Source organism: Solwaraspora sp. WMMA2059 (assembly GCF_027497315.1).
Classification (GTDB): Bacteria; Actinomycetota; Actinomycetes; order Mycobacteriales; family Micromonosporaceae; genus Micromonospora_E.
This window is the reverse complement of the sequence record NZ_CP114908.1, coordinates 4,179,183-4,196,595: the sequence shown is the minus strand read 5'-3', so window position 1 is coordinate 4,196,595 and position 17,413 is coordinate 4,179,183. Positions and strand designations below refer to the sequence as shown.

The window sequence follows — 17,413 nt, the reverse complement described above, 5'->3', positions numbered from 1 at the left end:
CCACGACCCGACCCGCCAGACGCCGACCACACACGAGCCACCTTCGGCGGCCGCGTCCGACCTGCGTACCGCGCTCGCCGCCGACCTCGACCGGGCCCGGCGGCGCAGCCGCGCCCTGACCGACCCGGTCGACGACGACGACCTCGTTCGGCAGCACTCCCGGCTGATGTCGCCCCTGGTCTGGGACCTGGCGCACATCGGCAACCAGGAGGAGCTGTGGCTGGTCCGCGACGTCGGCGGCCGGGAGCCGGTCCGTGCCGACATCGACCACCTCTACGACGCGTTCAAACACGCCCGCGCCGACCGTCCGGCGTTGCCGCTGCTGGCCCCGGCCGAGGCACGCGCGTACACCCGTACCGTCCGGGACAAGGTCCTCGACCTGCTCGACACGGTGACGTTCGACGGCCGCCGGCTGGTCGAGCAGGGCTTCGCGTTCGGCATGATCGTGCAGCACGAGCAGCAGCACGACGAGACGATGCTCGCCACCCACCAGCTGCGGGCCGGCCCGCCGGTGCTCAGCGGTGCGCCGACGCCGCCGGCGCCGGCCGGAGGCGTCGACGGTGAGGCGCTGATCCCCGGCGGACCGTTCACCATGGGCACCTCCACCGAGCCGTGGGCGCTGGACAACGAACGCCCGGCGCACACCGTCGACGTACCGGCCTTCTTCATCGACCGCGCGCCGGTCAGCAACTCCCGGTACCAGCAGTTCATCGACGACGGCGGCTACCACGACGAGCGGTGGTGGAGCGCCGAGGGCTGGGCCCACCGGCTGCAGGCCCGGCTCAGCGGACCGGCGCACTGGCACGGCGACGGCAGCTACACCCGGTTCGGCCGGCGGTCGGCGATCGTGTCCGACGAGCCGGTGGTGCACGTGGGCTGGTACGAGGCGCAGGCGTACGCCAGTTGGGCCGGCCGCCGGCTGCCCACCGAAGCCGAGTGGGAGAAGGCGGCCCGGTTCGACCCGGTTACCGGCCGGTCCCGCCGCTACCCGTGGGGCGACGACGACCCCGGCCCCGAGCACGCCAACCTGGGCCAGCGGCACCTGCACCCGGCACCGGTCGGCGCCTACCCGGCCGGCGCGTCACCGGCCGGCGTGCACCAGCTGATCGGCGACGTGTGGGAGTGGACCGGCACCTGGTTCACCGGCTATCCCGGCTTCGCCGCGTTCCCGTACCGCGAATACTCGGAGGTCTTCTTCGGCCGCGACTACCGGGTGCTGCGCGGCGGCTCGTTCGGCACCGACCGCTCCGCCTGCCGGGGCACCTTCCGCAACTGGGACTACCCGATCCGGCGGCAGATCTTCAGCGGTTTCCGGACCGCCCGTGACCCGTACCCCGGCGAGACCGCCTAGTGTGCCGCCACCAGCTCTACCTGGGCCCGCCGGTCAGCCTGACGCAGCTGCTGGTCGAGCCGCCGTACGGCCTGTACCGCCAGTCCTGGGCACCCCGGGACATGCGCGGCGGCGGCACGGTCAACGTCGACGGTTTCGGCATCGGCTGGTACACCCCGTCCGGCCCGGTCCGCTACCGGCGGTCCGGGCCGGTCTGGGCCGATCCCGGCCTGGTCGAGCTGGGTCGGGCCACCACCGCCGGCGCGGTGCTGGCTGCGGTCCGCTCGGCGACCCCCGGGATGCCGTTCGGCGAGACGGCCTGCGCGCCGTTCACTGACGGGCGCTGGCTGTTCAGCCACAACGGGGTGGTGGCCGGGTGGCCGGACAGCGTCGCCGAGCTGGCCGCCACCCTGCCGGTGACCGACCTGCTCACCCTCGACGCGCCGACCGACTCGGCGCTGCTGTGGGCGCTGCTGCGGCACCGGCTGCGAGCCGGCGTCGACCCGGGCACGGCGATCACCGACACCGTCACCGGCGTCCTGGCCGCCGCCCCGGCGTCCCGGCTCAACCTGCTGCTCACCGACGGCGAACGGGCCTGGGCCAGCGCCGTCGGCCATTCCCTGTCCGTCCTCGCCGGGCCGGAGCGGATGATCATCGCCTCCGAACCGTCCGACGACGACCCGGCCTGGCACCCGGTCGCCGACCGCCGGCTCGTCGTCGCCGACCGGCACACCTACACCGTGGAGGATCTGTGCGGATCGACATCGAGCTGACCGACGCCGACCAGCGGCACGCGCTGCGGACCGACGCCCACGCCGGACTCACCGCCGACCCGAAATGGCTGCCCCCGAAGTGGTTCTACGACAAGTACGGCAGCGAACTGTTCGAACGCATCACCACCCTGCCGGAGTACTACCCGACCCGGGCCGAGCGGGCCGCGCTGGCCGCCCACGCCGACGATATCGCCGCCGTCACCCGGGCCCGGACCTTGGTCGAGCTCGGCTCCGGTTCGTCGGAGAAGACCCGGCTGCTGCTCGACGCGCTGCGCCGGCAGGGCAGCCTCGACCTGTTCGTGCCGCTGGACGTCTCCGAGGCGGCACTGCGCGACGCCGCCACCGCCATCGACCGGGACTACCCGGGGCTGCCGGTCCACGCGGTCGTCGGCGACTTCACCCGTCACCTCGGCCGGATCCCGACCGGCGACGACCGGCTCGTCGCGTTCCTCGGCGGCACCATCGGCAACCTGGTGCCGGACGAGCGGGCCGAGTTCCTGGCCGAGCTGCACGGGGCGCTCGGCACCGGCGGCTGGCTGCTGCTCGGCACCGACCTGGTCAAGGACCCGGCCACCCTGGTCGCCGCCTACGACGACAGCCAGGGGGTGACCGGCGAGTTCAACCGCAACGTGCTGCATGTACTGAACCAGCAGCTCGGTGCCGACTTCGACCCGGCGGCGTTCCGGCACGTCGCACTGTGGGACACCGAGCGGGAGTGGATCGAGATGCGGCTGCGTGCCGAGCGGGACATGCGGGTGCACGTGGCCGATCTCAACCTGCCGGTGAGCTTCACCGCCGGCGAGGAGCTGCGGACCGAGGTGTCGGCGAAGTTCCGCCGGGCCGGGGTGACCGCCGAGCTGGCCGCCGCCGGTTTCGAGTTGACCCACTGGTGGACCGACCCGGCCGGCCGGTTCGCGATCAGCCTGTCCCGGTGCCGGTGACCCTGCGCAGGAACTGTTGGGTACGCGGGTGCTCGGGGTCGCCGAGCACCCGCTGCGGCGGCCCCTGCTCGCAGATGGCGCCGTCGGCCAGGAAGCAGACCCGGTCGGCGACCTCCCGGGCGAGGCCCATCTCGTGGGTGGCGATCAGCATCGTCATCTACCCGTCGTTCTTCAGCTCCCGGATCAGGGCCAGCACCTCGCCGACGAGTTCCGGGTCCAGCGCCGAGGTGACCTCGTCGAGCAGCAGCAGCCGGGGCGCGTTGATCAGGGTCCGGGCGATCGCCGCCCGCTGCTGCTGGCCGCCGGAGAGCCGGTCCGGGTACTGCCTCGCCTGATCGGCCAGCCCGACCCGGTCCAGCAGCTCCATCGCCCGCCGCTCGGCCCGAGCCCGAGGGAGCCGGTGCACCCTGCGCGGTGCCAGTGTGACGTTGTCCAGCACGGTCAGATGCGGGAAGAGGTTGTACGACTGGAACACCAACCCGATCCGTTGACGTACCTGGTCGGGGTCGACCCGTGGGTCGGTGATGTCCCGACCGTCCAGGTGGATCGTGCCGTCGTCGACGGTCTCCAGCAGGTTGACCGTCCGCAGCAGGGTCGACTTGCCGGAGCCGCTGCCGCCGATCACCGCGACCACCTCGTGCTCGGCCACGTCGAGGCTCAGGTCGCGCAGCACGACCCGGTCGCCGAAGACCTTGCGGACCCCGGCGCAGGCCAACACCGGTGGCACGCCGTGCCGGCCGGCGTCCGCCGCCGGCGTCATGCCGCGCCGGCCCAGGTCTGCCGCCGGGCGGCCCGCAACGTCACCCAGTCGGTCACCGCCACCAGCGGGATCGCCATCAGGATGAACAGCACCCCGGCCACCACGTACGGGGTGAAGTTGTAGCTGGTGGCGGTCTCGATCTGGGCGGCGCGGATCGCGTCGACCGGGCCGGCCAGGGAGATCAGCCCGACGTCCTTCTGCAGCGCCACCAAATCGTTGAGCAGCGGCGGCGCGACCCGCCGGACCGCCTGCGGCAGCACCACATGCCGCATCGTCTGCGCGTGGCTGAGCCCCAGCGACCGGGCGGCGGCCCGCTGCGCCGGGTGCACCGATTCGATGCCGGCCCGGAACACGTGCGTGTAGGAGGTCGCGGCGGCCCGCAGCGGAAAGAACACCGCCGGGCGCAGGGTGCGGGCGAGCGCGATCGCCAACCCCAGCGCCAGCGCCCCGACGGCGCAGAACACCAGCGTCCGTACGTTGAGCCAGAGCCCGCGCAGCACCGCCGGTAGTGCCTGCGTCGCCACGGCCGGGTCGAAGAACGACTGCTGGACCCGGGGCCAGCCGGGGGAGTTCGCGACCGCCGTCACCAGCAGGGCACCGAGCACGGCCGTGGAACCGGCGGCGATCAGCACCGACCGGACGCTCTGCCGTTGCGCAGCGCTGCCTTGGCGTCGTCGTTGTTGTTGAACACGGCCGGCTCGGCCGCCGGGGCCACCACCTCGGTGATCGCCCGGAAGCTGGTCGTGCCGACCTGGGCGCCGAGCTTGACGTCGCGCAGGTCGGCCAGGGTCGTCGCGGCGGCGGCCGGCGTCCCGTCCAGCGCGATCACCGCCTGGGTGACGTCGTAGTACGGGCTGGAGAAGTCGACCGCCGACCGGCGCTGCTCGGTGATGGAGAACTGGTTGATGTCGACGTCGAAGTCCTTCGGCCCGGGTGCGATGGCGTTGTTGAACGGCACCCGCACCCAGCTGACCTTGTCCGGTTCGTAGCCCAGCTGGTTGGCCACGGCGTACGCCACCGCGCTTTCGAAGCCGGCGCCGCTCTCCGGGGCGTCGTCGACGAACCACGGCGGGTACGCCGGCTGGTCGGTGCCGACGGTCAACGTCCCGGCGACGAGGGTGTCCAACTGCTGCGGGTCGCATACGGCCGGGGCCGGCGGGTCCTCCGGTTACGGCGAGCAGCCGGCGACAGCCACCAGGACCGACACCGTGCCCAGTAGACCCATCTTCCGACGGGACATGCTCATGAGGCTCCTTGACGATCGGGCCGCGGTGCTCTCGCCGGGCCGGCCGGCCTACATTCGATCAGCCGTCGGCCCGGCGATCAATGGTCGTTGCCCGCATCCCGGTGGTACCTGGGCGCCACCGGCGGAGGGCACTGTGGTCCGATGGCGGTGGAGGGAGTCTTACCGGTGCGGGTTGACCACCGGTAGCCCGGCGGCCTGCCAGGCGGCGAAACCACCGGTCAGGTCGGTGGCCCGGGCTAAACCGATGTCCTGGAGCGAGGCGGCCGCCAACGAGGAGGCGTACCCCTCCTGACAGAAGATGATCGGCCACAGTCGCAGGTCGTCGGCGAGGTCGATCCGGGCCGCGCTACGGGGGTCGAGCCGCCATTCCAGCACGTTGCGTTCGATCACGAGCGCGTCGCGGATCTCCCCGAACTCCGCGCGTTGGGCGATCGGCCGGATGTCGACCAGCATCGCTCGACCTTCGCGCTGGGCCTGCCGGGCAACGACCGGGTTGACCCGGTCCAACCGTTCGCGTACCTGGTCGAGTAGCCGGTCGATGCCGGGTCCGGGCCGTTCGGGCGGCCGGGTCACCACTTGGCTCCGGGCCGGTCCGCAGCCAGCAGCTGCAGCCCGGACGAGTCGCCGTGGTCGTGCGGATGAACGGCTCGTCGCGTATCGGCCGCCAGGTGGTCGGCTCGCGTCTCGGTGGTGATGGTGATCATGCTACCCCTTTCTATGAGCGGACGTGCCGCGCCGCCGCCAGCCGCCCGTCGATCAACTCGGCGACAGTAGTGCCGCCCAGATGCAGTGGGGCAGCCGTTGTCCCGGCCCTGCGCGCCGCAGACCAGTACGCCGCCGTCAGATCTGTGTCGACCAGACCATGCACCAGCGGCAGCTCCGGCCGGTCCGCCTGCAGCAGCGACTCCAGCTGGCACGAGGCCACCGTGTCCGGCAGCGCGGTGCGTGCCGCGTACCCGGCCACTGCCGCCGCCGGCAGACCGGCGGGCAGGACCCGCCGCACCGGGCCGCAGGAGAGCAGCCCGCCGCCCACCACCAGCACGTCGCCATCGTCGCGCATCCGCCGCAGTGCGGCGGCCGGGTTCACACAATGCGGGAACGAGTCGTCGACCAGCACGGTCCCTGGGCGCAGCCGGTCCACGTCGACGATCTCCGTGGCGCTGCTCACCGCCGCGACGATGGTCGTCGCCGCGTACACCGGTGGCGCGGCAGTGGGCGTCGAATCGGCCCAGACCAGGTCGCCCCGGTACCCGAGGCGCCGCAACCGGTCCGGGTAGTCGGCCAGCCGTCGCCGGCTGCCGGGCAGATCGGCCAGCACGATCCGTGGCGGATGCTGCCCACCCTGGCCCAGCAGCAGCTCCAGCGCCGACCGGCCGATCGAGCCCAGACCGACCACGGCGAGCGGCCCGGCGGCGAGATCACGACCGGCGGCGTCGAGGGCCGCCAGCGTGGTCAGCACCACCGAGGTGGCGGTCGTCGCGTGCCCGGTCGTTACCCGTACCGCCGGATTCACCTGCCGCAGTACGTCGAAGCCGTAGCCGGTGAACGACGGCACCAGCCCGGCGAGCGACACGCAGCGTGCTCCCTGACCTGCCGCGTGCTCGACCGCCCGTGCCACGACGTCGGCGACACCGCCGTCGAGTTCGTCGGCGAACAGCGGTAGGCAGACGAAACCGGACCGCCCGAGCGGGGTGACCAACTCTTCCAGCAGGCGGGGAGCACCGTCGGGAAACAGCAGCTTGCGGATCTGCTCCCGGGGCAGCGCCGCCGCCGGTACCCTGGCCAACCTCGCCAGCTGGGCCGGTGCCGGCAGGTAGCCGACGATCGCCGCGTCCAGCGCGGCCCCGGGGTCTGGTCCCGTCGCCCGCCGCGTCGGCAGCCCCGCACCCGCGGCGGCGTCCGGGCCGCTGTCCGTTCCGGCGCTGTCCGTTCCGGCCGCGATCAGGTCGGCCGCCATCGCGGCGACGAAGTCGGCGAAGCGGTCCGGGTCCAGCGCCTGTGCCGTCGCCCGGACGGTGACCCGCAGCCCGGCGTCGACTGGTCGGGCGGTCAGCAACACGTCGGTGCCGACCGGCGGCGGTTCCAGTTCGCTGTCGCCGTCGTCCCAGTGCAGCGTCAACCCACCCGGTGCGCCGTCACCGGTCGGTCCGATCCCGGTGAAGTCGAGGGAGCTGAAGATGAACTGCGCCCCGGCCAGCATCGCCGTCGGCCGGCTGCCGGCGGACTCGGCCGGAACCAGCTCCCCTTCGGCGCCGTGCCGGCGGGCCGTGGCGACCTCGCCGGCCACCTGGGCCAGATCGTTGTCGAACGCCCGCCCGGCACCGGTCAGCCGCAGCGGCAGCAGCACCGCGCACGGTCCGAAGAGCCGATGCAGGTCCGGTAGGGGGTGATCCCGGCCGGTCACGGTCAGACCGATCACCAGGTCGTCCTGGCCGGTCAGCCGGGCCAACCCCCGGCGGTACGCGGTGAGCACCGGCGCGTACCCGCTGCTGCCCGCGGCGGCGGCCAGCCGGCCCAGCGCGGCGGACACCGCACCATCCAAGGTGAATCCTGCGGTGTGCGACTGCCCGGTGTTGTCGGTTCCTGCGGCACCGGTCGAGGCGCGCAGCGTCGGCGGCCGGTACGGCTGCCCGAACCGTTCCCGCCACCAGCGGTCTGCCTGCGGATCCGGATCATCCTGCCGCTGCCGCTGCCGCTGCCGCTGCCGCTGCCGCTGCCGCTGCCGCTGCCGCTGCCGCTGCCGCTGCCGCTGCCGCTGCCGCTGCCGCTGCCAGGCCACGTAGTCACGGAAGGTCGTGCGCAGCGGCGCGACGTCGACCGGCGCTCCGACCGCCAGCGCGTCGTGCAGAGTCAGCAGTTCCCGCCCGAGTAGCGCCGCGCTGTACCCGTCGCCGATCAAATGGTGGGCGTGCACCAGCAGGATATGCTCGTCCGGCCCGACGGCCAGCACCAGTAGCCGCAGCAACGGCCAGGCCCACGGCTCCAACGTCCGCTGACGTTCCCGCGCGACCCGGTCGTCGACCAGGCCGGCGACCCGGCTGTCGAGCTGGTCGGCCGACCCGATGGTCTCGAACAGCACCGGCAGCCGCAGCGTCGCCGGCAACTCCTGCTGCACCGGTGGCCGGGCCCCGGCCGGAAACACGGTACGCAGCATCGGATGCCGGGCCACGGTGACGTCGACCGCCTGCTGGAAGCGGCGCCGGTCCAGCCGACCGGACATCCGCAGCCGGGCCAGCCAGGTCGAGCTGCTGCCAGGCGCGACGGCCTCGGCGAGCAGGAAGCCACGCTGGGCGGGGGCGAGTGGAAACGGCCGTGGGTCGTACGCGACCGTCGATCTGTCCGCAGCGGACGCGGCCGGGCACGACGGGCCCGGAGCCGCCGCGTCCGCCGGCACCCCGGCGGCGGCTTCGTCGATCGCCGCAGCCAGCCCGGCCAGGGTGCGGTGGTCGTAGATGACCGTCGGGCGGGGCAAGACCGAAAAGTGTTCCCGCAGCCGGGCGAAGACGTCGAGGGCCACGATGGAGTCGCCACCGATGGCGAAGAAATCGTCGTCGCGGTGTATGGCGGGCAACCCGAGCACGGACTGCCACACCTGCGCCACCCGCCGCTCCGTACCGGTGCGCGGTGCCTTGCCAACGGCAGGCGGCGGGGCGTCGTCGGCCGAGTCTGCATCCTCGCTCGGCAGCCCGGTGAATGCCAGCCGGTCAACCTTGCCGGTGGCGGTCGTCGGCAGCTCCCGTACCAGGTGAATCCGGGCCGGAACCCACTGCGGCGGCAGCCGGTCGGCGAGGTGCCGGCGCAGGTCGGCGGCGTCCGCGCTCGGGGCCCGCAGTTGCGCGTACGCGACGAGCCGGGGATACGGTTGCGTCCGGAGCAGCACCACCGCCGTGGCGACCGCCGGGTGATTGCCCAGCGCCGCTTCGACCTCTGCCGGCTCGATCCGGTGGCCGTGCAGCTTCACCTGGTCGTCGAGCCGGCCGAGGAACTCCAGGTCCCCGGTGGGTCCGACGCGGACCCGGTCGCCGCTGCGGTACCAGCGCCGGCCGTCGCGGTGGACGAACGCCGCCTCAGTCTGTGCCGCATCGTCCAGGTAGCCACTGGTCAACCCGGGCCCGGAGATGAGTAGCTCGCCGGCCTCACCCGGCGGGCAGGGCCGCCCGGCGGCGTCGACGACGGCCAGCGTCGCGCCGGCGGCCGGCCGGCCGATCGGCATCCGCCGCAGGCCGTCGGCCGGCCGCCGGTCGATCAGGAACCAGGCGGCGTTGATGGTCGCCTCGGTCGGCCCGTACAGGTTGGTGATCCGGTGCCCGGGGCCGAACAGGTCGAACCAGCTCCGCACCTGCCCGGGAGGCAGCGTTTCGCCGCCGACGTGGATCCAGCGCAGCGCCGACAGGTCCGGTCGCCCGATCGAGGCGGTACGCCGCTGCGCCGCCGCCAGCAGTTGACCCCACAGCGTCGGCACCGAGCTCCAGACGGTGATCCGGTCGTGTTCGACCCGGCGCAGCACCTCGTCGGGGTCGCGCAGCACCTGCGGGGCGAGTACGACGACCGTCGCTCCGACCAGCAGCGGTGCCAGCAGTTGCCGGACGGAGGCGTCGAAGCACAACGATGAGGTCTGCGCCAGCCGGTCACCGCTGTGGTAGCCGAACGTGTCGACCGCCCAGCGCAGGTAGTTCGACATCGAGCGGTGACTGACCGGCACGCCCTTGGGCCGGCCGGTCGACCCGGAGGTGAAGATGACGTACGCCGTACCGTCCGGGTCGGCAGCGGCCGTGCCGTCTGTGACCGGGTCGGCAGTGGTCCCGTTGACGATGACCGTGTCGACGTCGACCATGACCAGCCCGGCCAGCGCATCGGCCAGCGTCGTCGACTCGGTGTCGTGCAACAGCACCTGTGCGCCGCTTCGCCGCAGCTGATCGCGGTGGCGGGCTGCCGGGTGGGCGACGTCCAACGGCACCCAGCCGGCTCCGACGCGCAGCACCCCGACGATGGCGGCGACGGCGGCGGGTCCGCGCGCGGCCAGCAATCCGACCAGGTCACCGGCTTGTACGCCGTGGTGGCGTAGCGCGGCGGCGACCCGGTCGGCGGCGGCGTCCAACTGCCGGTATGTCATCCGCAGCTCGCCCGCCTCGACTGCGACGGCGTCGGCGTGCCGGCGGCACACCTGCCCGATTCGCTCCACTACCGACGGCAGCATCCCCGAAGTGGACTCCCTCGAGGGCGGGTCGGTCTGCTTGGCCAGGTCAGCCAGTTCGGCGAGGAAATCGGCGGCCAGCCCGGCGACGGCCGCCCGGTCCAGCGACGCCACCGGATGGTTCCAGGCGAACCGCAGCCGCTCGCCGTCGGGCCAGCAGAGCAGCCCCAGCCGGGTGCCGGCCGACGCGGTGCCGGCGGCGACCGGCGACACCCGTACCGGGCAGTCCGTATCCGCTGTGGCCGGGAAACGGGCGAAGCTGAAACTGGCCGGGCTGGTGGTGACCGGCCGGCCGCCGACGCCGCTGCCGGCGTCGGCAGCCGGGTCGGCGGGTCGCGGCGTCGCCCGCGCCAGGTCGACCGCGTCGACCATGCCGTGCCGCTGCGCGACCAGCCAGGCGGCCAGGACCCGCCGCGCGAGGTCGGCCGCCGGCTCGGTCGGGTCGACGTCGACCGTCACCGGCAGGATGTCGGCGAACGGCCCGACGACCCGGTCGACGCCGGGCAGCCGGGCGTCGCGGCCGGCCCGCGCCACCGACACGGTGACGGTGCGCTGCCCGCTGGCGCGGGCCAGGCACCGGGCGTACCCGGCGAGCAACAGGTGGAACAGCGACACCTGTGCGGCGGCGGCCGCCCGGGTCAACGCGGCCACCGTCGGCGGGTCGACGGCGACCTGATGAGCGGCGTACGGCGGCGCGGGCGGTGCGGCCGGGTCGCGCCACGGCAGCCGCAGCCCGGTCGGCCACGACGCCAGGGTCTCCCGCCAGAAGGCCAGGTCTTCCGCGCGTGCCGGCGCGGCGACGGCCAGGTGGTCGCGGAACGTCGCCGGCACCGCCGGCAGCTGCGGTACGCGGCCGGCGGCCAGCGCCCCGTACACCTGCCACAGCTCCTCGCTGAGCACACTCAGGCTGGCCCCGTCCCCGGCGGCGTGGTGCAGCACCAGCAGCAGCTGGGCGGCGTCCGGACCGGTCCGGATCAGGGCGGCGCGCAGCGGCGGTCGGCGGGTCAGGTCGATCGGCTCGTTGCACAGCCGTTCGGTCAGCGTGTCGACGTCACCGTCACCGTCACCTTGGCCGTAGTCGTGGACGGCGTACCAGTCGGCGGCCGGCGTCGGCGGGCCGATCAGCTGACGGGGCGGCGCGGCACCGTCGTCGGTCCACCGCATCCGCAGCATCGGGTGCCGGCGCGTCAGCTGCGCCAGGGCCTGCCCGAGCAGGTCGGCGTCGAGCGGTCCGGTGACGGAGTGCCGGACGAACCCGTACGCGGCGACCTGCGGGTAGAGCCGGTGCAGCGTGTGGAACGCCCGCTGCACCCCGGACAGCGCGAACGACTCCGCGTCGCCGTCGGCGGTGACGGCGGTCGGAGCAACAGCCGGCAACGGATCCGCCAGCCGGTCAACGAGCGTGGCGATGGTGCCGTGCTCGAACAGCAGCATGGTCGGCAGCGGCCGGCCGAGTTCACCTTCGAGGGTCTTGACCAGGTCGATGGCGGTGAGTGAGTCCAGGCCGAGGGTGAGGAACGACGTGTCGTCGTCGATCTGCGCCGGGTCGCAGTCGAGCGCGTCGGCGAGTAGCCGCCGCAGCATGTCCCCGATTTCGCCCGGGGTGTCCAGCTGCCGGTCCGCGTCACGACTCGGCACGGCCTGCGGTTGCGGCAGGGTGTCCACTGGAGGCACGCTCGCGGTGACTGTCGCAGCCTCGCCCGCAGCGGTCAGCCGGGTGACGACTAGGTGGGCGGCGGGTCGGCGCAGCGCCGACCACAGCGCCGGCAGGGCGTCGTCGAACGGCAGCGCCGGCAGTCCCCGGGCGGCCAGCCGCGCCGCGAGCCCCGGGTGGGCGGCCATCCCCGCATCGGCCAGGGCCGAGAACCCGACGGTACGCAGCGGCCGTCCGGCGGCCCGCTCGACGGCGGCGTACGTGTCCAGGAAGGCGTTGGCGGCGGCGTAGTCACCGACCGCCCCGGCGAGTCCGGGCAGCAGCGCGCTGACCGAGGTGAACGCCACCACGGTCGCCGGCCGTCGACCGTACCGGCGCAGCGCCCGGACCAGCAGGTGACCGCCGCGTACCTTCGGCGCCAGCACGGCCTGCAGTTGCGCCACGGACCTCGACCGCAGCGGGCCGGGCCGGACCGCACCGGCGGCGTGAAACACCCCGGCGAGGTCGGGCAGCCCGGCGATCAGCGCGTCGACGTCGGCGGCGTCGGTGATGTCACACCGGCGGTAGCCGACCTGCGCGCCGAGGGCACGCAGCCGGTCGACCAGACGGTCCGGCGCGGCGGCGGCGCGGCCGGCCAGCACGATCCGGCGGTGTCCGCGAGCGGCCAGGTCCGCGGCGAGCGCGGCGCCGACACCACCCGTGCCACCGACAATCAGCTGTACGCCGTCGGCGTCGACCGGTTCCGTCGTGTCCTCGGCGGCCGGTTCGGCCGGGACGAGCCGCCGGCCCAGCCGCTGCCCGCCCCGCCACGCCACCGGCCTCGACTCCGCCGGCCGCGACTCCACCGCCGCCGGATCTGACCGCGCCCCGACGGTCGCCACTTCGGCGACCAGCGCGTCGACCCGGGCCGGCACGTCATCGGCCGCTGACAGGTCCACTCCGGACACCGTGTTGTCCGGGTGTTCGTCGGCGAGCGCGGCCGTCAACCCGTTGACCAGGCTCTGCACCGGGTCCGGCCGTTCACCGGCCGCTCCGGTGCTGACCGCGTCCTGGGTGACGACCAGCAGCCGGAAACCGCGTTCGGGCAGCGTGGCGACCAGCCCGGTCACGCCGTGCAGCGTGGCGTCGACGGCCGCGTCCAGCCCGGCCACACCGCCGTCGACGTCGAACGGGTCGACGCTGGCCAGGTAGACGATGAGCTCGGCGTCACCGGTCCCGGTGACAAGCTCGATGCCGTCGGCGGCCAGCCGGTCGCGCAGCCCGTCCGCCAGCGGGCCGCCGGGCACCGCACCCGGCCCGGTCAGATGCACCGAGGCGGGGGAGTGGCCGGCCGGCACCGGCAGTGGCGACCAGCGCACCTGATGGACCAGATCGTCCTTCATGGTCGCCGGCAGCCAGTGCCGTCGCCGCTGGAACGGGTACGTCGGCACGGCCACCCGGCGCCGACCACCGGAGAGCCGGACCCGGTCCAGGGCGACTCCGCGCTGCCACAGCGCCCCGACCAGCCCGGTCAGCCCGCCGTCGGCGTCGGTCGGCGGCACCGACAGCATCTCGACCCGGTCCGCCGCCTCCGGCGACGCCTCGCGTTCGGCCAGGGTCAGCCGGTCCGGGTCGAGGCCGAGCAGCACGTCGTAGCCCTGGTCGAGCAGTGCCCGCAGCTGGTCGGCGTCGTCGCCGACGACGGCGTCGGGCACCACCCCCCAGTCGGCGAGCCGCCGGCAGACCGCCGTCGGCCCGGTCTCGTCGCCGGGCCACACCACGGCGGTACGCGGCCGGCGTACCACCTCGGTGACCGGGCCGGACGCGGCGGCGGCCAACGCGGCGGCGAGCCCGGCGGTGCTGTCGCCGACGACAGCGACCCGGTGCGGCCGGTCGTCCCGGGCGGTGTTGACGGTGGCGCAGACATCGCCGGGATCCAGCTCCGGATGCGCGTCGAGATGGGCGGCGAGGTCCTGCAGCGACTGCCGCAACGCGACCTCGGTCGCCGCCGAGCAGGTCAACAGGTACGGCGGCCCGGCGATGGTCGCCCCGGCAGCCTGCTGCGGTGCCGGTGCCGGATCGGCCTCCTGCAGGATCGCGTGCGCGTTGGTGCCGCCGAACCCGAACGCGTTCACCCCGGCGGTCAACGGACCGTCATCGTCGACCCAGTCCTGCGCGCCGGTCGCCACCTCGAACCCGGCGCCGGCCAGGTCCAGCCGGGGCGACGGGGTGCCGACGTGCAGCGACGGAGGCAGTTGCCGGTGCCGTAGCGCCAGGATCACCTTGACCAGAGCCGGCATCCCGGCGGCGTTGAGCAGGTGACCGAGGTTCGACTTGACCGAGCCGAGCAGCCGGGGCCGGCCGTCCGGGCGCGGCGGGAAGGCGTACGCCAACGACCGCACCTCGACCGGGTCGCCGAGCTCCGTACCCGTCCCGTGGGCCTCCACGTAGGACACGATGGTCGGGTCGACGCCGCTGTCCCGGTACGCCTGGGCGACCACTTCCCGTTGGCGCAACGGGTTCGGTGCCAGCAGACTCAGCGAGCGGCCGTCGTTGTTGACGGCGGTCCCGCGTACCAGGGCAAGAAGTCCGTCCCCGGCGGCGCGGGCGTCGTCGACGCGGGCCAGGACCAGCGCGGCCCCGCCCTCGCCGGGCACGAACCCGTCGGCGTCGGCGGCGAATACCCGGCACCGGCCGGTGGCCGACAGCGCCCCGGCGGCGGCGAGCAGCCGGTGCCCGGTCGGGGTCAGGTTCAGGTTGACCCCGCCGACCACGGCCAGGTCACATTCGCGCTCGCGCAGGCTGCGTACTGCCAGGTGCAGCGCGACCAGCGCCGACGAGCAGGCGGTGTCGACCGCGATCGCCGGCCCGGTCAGGTCGAGGGCCTGCGCGACGCGGGCCGGGATCAGGTTGCGCAGGTTGCCGACCAGCGCGGCCGGTTCGCCGGTGACGTCGGAATCGGCGCGGAGCAGTTCGGTGTAGCCGCTCTCGCCGACCGCCGCGAACACCCCGACCCGGCGGCCGTGCCGGCGCGGCCCGGCGTACCCGGCGCGTTCCAACGCCTCGTGCGCCAACTCCAGGAAGATCCGGGCGTGCGGGTCGGCGTGGTCGGCGTCGGTGTCGGACATGCCGAAGAAGCCGGCGTCGAAGCCGGCCGGGTCGTCAAGAAACGCCCCCCAGCGGGCGGTCTCGCCCTCGACCGGCCGCCACCGCTGCGGCGGGATCTCGCCGACGCTGTCGCGCCCGTCTAGCAGCTGCCGCCAGAACTCGTCCGGGCTGTCCGCACCGGGGAACCGGCAGGCCAGCCCGATAATCGCCACCCCGTCCGCCGGCCCGGCAGCCGCAGCGGCGGCTGGCCCGCTCGCCGGTCGGGCCGGTTTCAGGCTCCCGTCCTGCACTGGGGCGAGCAGATGGTCGGCCAGCGCCGCCACCGTCGCCCGTTCCCGCAGCTCGGCCGGGTCGAGTTCGCGGCCGAACGCGTCCTCCAGTCCGGCCAGCACCTCCATCGCCTGCAGCGACGAACCGCCCAGCGTGCTGAACCGGTCGTGGACGCCGATCCCGTCGGCTGGCCGGCGCAGCACTCGCGCCCACACCGCCCGCACGACCCGCTCCACCTCGTCGCGGCTCCCGCCGCCGGCCACCGTGCTCATCGTCGGTGCGATCGCCGACGTCGACGGTGCCGTTGCCGCCCAGCGCTGTTCGACGGCGGCGAAGTCACCGGCGGCGTACCGCTGGCGCAGCCGGGGCCGACGCAGCTTGCCGCTGGTGGTGCGGGGGAACGCCCCGGCCGGCACCGGCAGCACCCGTACCTGGTCGTGCCCGGTCGCCGCCACGATCCGGGCCGCCACCTCACCGAGCACCGCAGCGGCGTCGGCCGATGGCGCCATGGTGCCGGCCCACTGCACGAAGACCACGATCCGTTCGGCACCGCTGTCGTGGTCGCTGCAGCCGATCACCGCGACCCGCCCCGCCGGCAGCCCGGCCGTGCCGGCGACGACCTCCTCCAGGTCGGCGGCGTGGAACGTACGGCCGTTGACGAACACCACGTCCTTGGCCCGGCCGGTCACGCAGAGCCGGCCGCCGTCGCGCAAAAATCCCAGATCACCGGTACGCAGCCACCCGTCGACGAACACCTCGGCGGTGGCCGTCGGATCACCGTGGTAGCCGGCGGCCACGTTCGGGCCACGTACCTCGATCCGGCCGACCTGCGGCGCACCGCCGTCGCGGCCGTCACCGACGATCCGGCCGGCGTCGTCGCCTCCGACGACGTTGCCGGCGTCGTCGACGACGCGCACCTGACAGCCGGGCACCGGCGGCCCGACGTCCATGAACTCCACCGCGCCCGGGTCGCCTGCGGCAGCCGGCTGCACCGTGCCGGCGGCGAGCGCCGTCCGGTCCACCCGCACCGGTACGGCGGTCTCGCCCAGCGGCGGGACGGTGACGGCGAGGGTCGCCTCGGCCAGCCCGTACACCGGTTGCAGTGCGGCCGGGTCGAGCCCGGCGGGCCGGGTCCGTTCGACGAACGCCCGCCACACCACCGGCGAGATCGGCTCCGCGCCGACCATCATCAGCCGTACGGCGCTCAGGTCCAGCCCGGCCAGGGCCTCGGCCGGCACCCGCCGGACGGCGAGGGCGAGGGCGAAGTTGGCCGCCGACAGCAGCGTGGCCCGGTGCCGGTGCGCGGCGCTGAACCACAGCAGCGGCCGTTTCGCGAAGGTCAGCGGGCCGATCCGCACCTGCCGCAGCCGGGCGGCCAGCGGCGCCAGGTGGGTGCCGATCAGCCCCATGTCGTGGAAGTACGGCATCCAGCTGACCGAGACGTCGTCGGCGGTCAGTGCGGCGGCCTGGCCGATCTGCCGTAGGTTCGCCAGCACGTTGCGGTGTCGCAGCTCGACGCCGCGCGGAGTGCCGGTGCTACCGGAGGAGAACTGCAGGAACGCGGGTGAGTCGGGGTCGGGTGTCGGCAGCTTGCGTGGTGCTCTCCCGCCGGCCCGCAAGGTGGCGAGGCGCAGCGCCGGGGCGTCGGCCTGCCGCGCCACCGGGGCGCAGGCGTCGTCGACGATCACCGGTACGCCGCCGAGCAGGTCACGCACGCCGGCCACCCGGGTCGGTTCCGCCGGCAGCGGTACGGGGACCAGCCCGGCCGCCAGCGCGCCCCAGAACACCGGCTGGAAGTCGTCGCCGGCATCGGCCAGCAGGATCACCGGCGTGCCGGCCGCGATCCCGGCGTCCCGCAGCCCACCGGCGACCCGTAGTGCGTCGTCGCGCAGCTGACGGTGGGTGACGACGCGTTCGGTGCCGTCCCCGCGTACGTGCGTGCTCGTCTGATCCGGGGCGGCGTCGGCGGCTGCGATCAGCACATCGAGCAGGTGTTTCTCGCCGTTCGGCCCGTCCGTGATCAGCACGGCCAGACCCTAGCCGAGCCGGTCGACACCCCACCTGGTCCGGCCAGCCGGAACGCGGCGAATCCCGGGTGTCGTGTGCCGGCGAGCGTCGGCGTGTGAGCCAGTCCGGCTTGGCGTAGCTGCGCGCCGGA

The 17,413-nt window shown here is 74.2% G+C and carries 8 protein-coding genes and 1 pseudogene; 3 read left to right on the top strand and 6 right to left on the bottom strand.

Features of this window, described 5'->3' with window-relative positions; translation table 11 throughout:
- Window positions 1–61: 61 nt before the first annotated feature.
- From egtB to egtD, 3 genes are read left to right on the top strand one after another with little or no spacing between them, the layout of a single operon-like run.
- Complete coding sequence (egtB, locus tag O7553_RS19130) at window positions 62–1,351, top strand: ergothioneine biosynthesis protein EgtB (protein WP_281555670.1); 1,290 nt, start codon at window positions 62–64, stop codon at window positions 1,349–1,351.
- On the top strand, window positions 1,351–2,103 hold the full coding sequence (egtC, locus tag O7553_RS19125; RefSeq protein ID WP_281551075.1) for an ergothioneine biosynthesis protein EgtC: 753 nt from the start codon (window positions 1,351–1,353) through the stop codon (window positions 2,101–2,103). Before egtB ends, egtC begins: the two co-directional genes overlap by 1 nt.
- Window positions 2,088–3,044: an L-histidine N(alpha)-methyltransferase gene (gene egtD / locus O7553_RS19120; RefSeq protein ID WP_281555669.1), complete on the top strand. Its 957-nt coding sequence runs from the start codon at window positions 2,088–2,090 to the stop codon at window positions 3,042–3,044. Before egtC ends, egtD begins: the two co-directional genes overlap by 16 nt.
- Here egtD and O7553_RS19115 read toward each other — a convergent pair.
- The 6 genes and pseudogenes from O7553_RS19115 to O7553_RS19090 form a co-directional block, all read right to left on the bottom strand.
- Window positions 3,022–3,804, bottom strand: a pseudogene (locus O7553_RS19115) (amino acid ABC transporter ATP-binding protein). The gene egtD and the pseudogene O7553_RS19115 overlap by 23 nt on opposite strands.
- Window positions 3,801–4,436, bottom strand: a complete 636-nt coding sequence (locus O7553_RS19110) for an ABC transporter permease subunit (protein WP_281551074.1) — start codon at window positions 4,434–4,436, stop codon at window positions 3,801–3,803. The pseudogene O7553_RS19115 and the gene O7553_RS19110 overlap by 4 nt, the downstream one beginning before the upstream one ends.
- Entirely contained in the window at window positions 4,430–4,930 is a 501-nt protein-coding gene (locus tag O7553_RS19105; RefSeq protein ID WP_348650052.1) for an ABC transporter substrate-binding protein, read from the bottom strand. The genes O7553_RS19110 and O7553_RS19105 overlap by 7 nt, the downstream gene beginning before the upstream one ends.
- 279 nt (window positions 4,931–5,209) lie before the next feature.
- On the bottom strand, window positions 5,210–5,623 hold the full coding sequence (locus O7553_RS19100; RefSeq protein ID WP_281551073.1) for a rhodanese-like domain-containing protein: 414 nt from the start codon (window positions 5,621–5,623) through the stop codon (window positions 5,210–5,212).
- Window positions 5,620–5,754, bottom strand: coding sequence for a hypothetical protein (locus O7553_RS19095; protein ID WP_281551072.1), 135 nt, complete (start codon window positions 5,752–5,754; stop codon window positions 5,620–5,622). The genes O7553_RS19100 and O7553_RS19095 overlap by 4 nt, the downstream gene beginning before the upstream one ends.
- 11 nt (window positions 5,755–5,765) lie before the next feature.
- A complete protein-coding gene (locus O7553_RS19090) occupies window positions 5,766–17,282 on the bottom strand; it encodes a non-ribosomal peptide synthetase (RefSeq protein ID WP_281551071.1) in 11,517 nt (3,838 codons plus the stop codon).
- Window positions 17,283–17,413: the final 131 nt, after the last annotated feature.

Bases quoted from the DNA above. Each gene is read 5' to 3' on its own strand.
- O7553_RS19095 (WP_281551072.1), bottom strand. From the start codon at position 5,754: ATGATCACCATCACCACCGAGACGCGAGCCGACCACCTGGCGGCCGAT.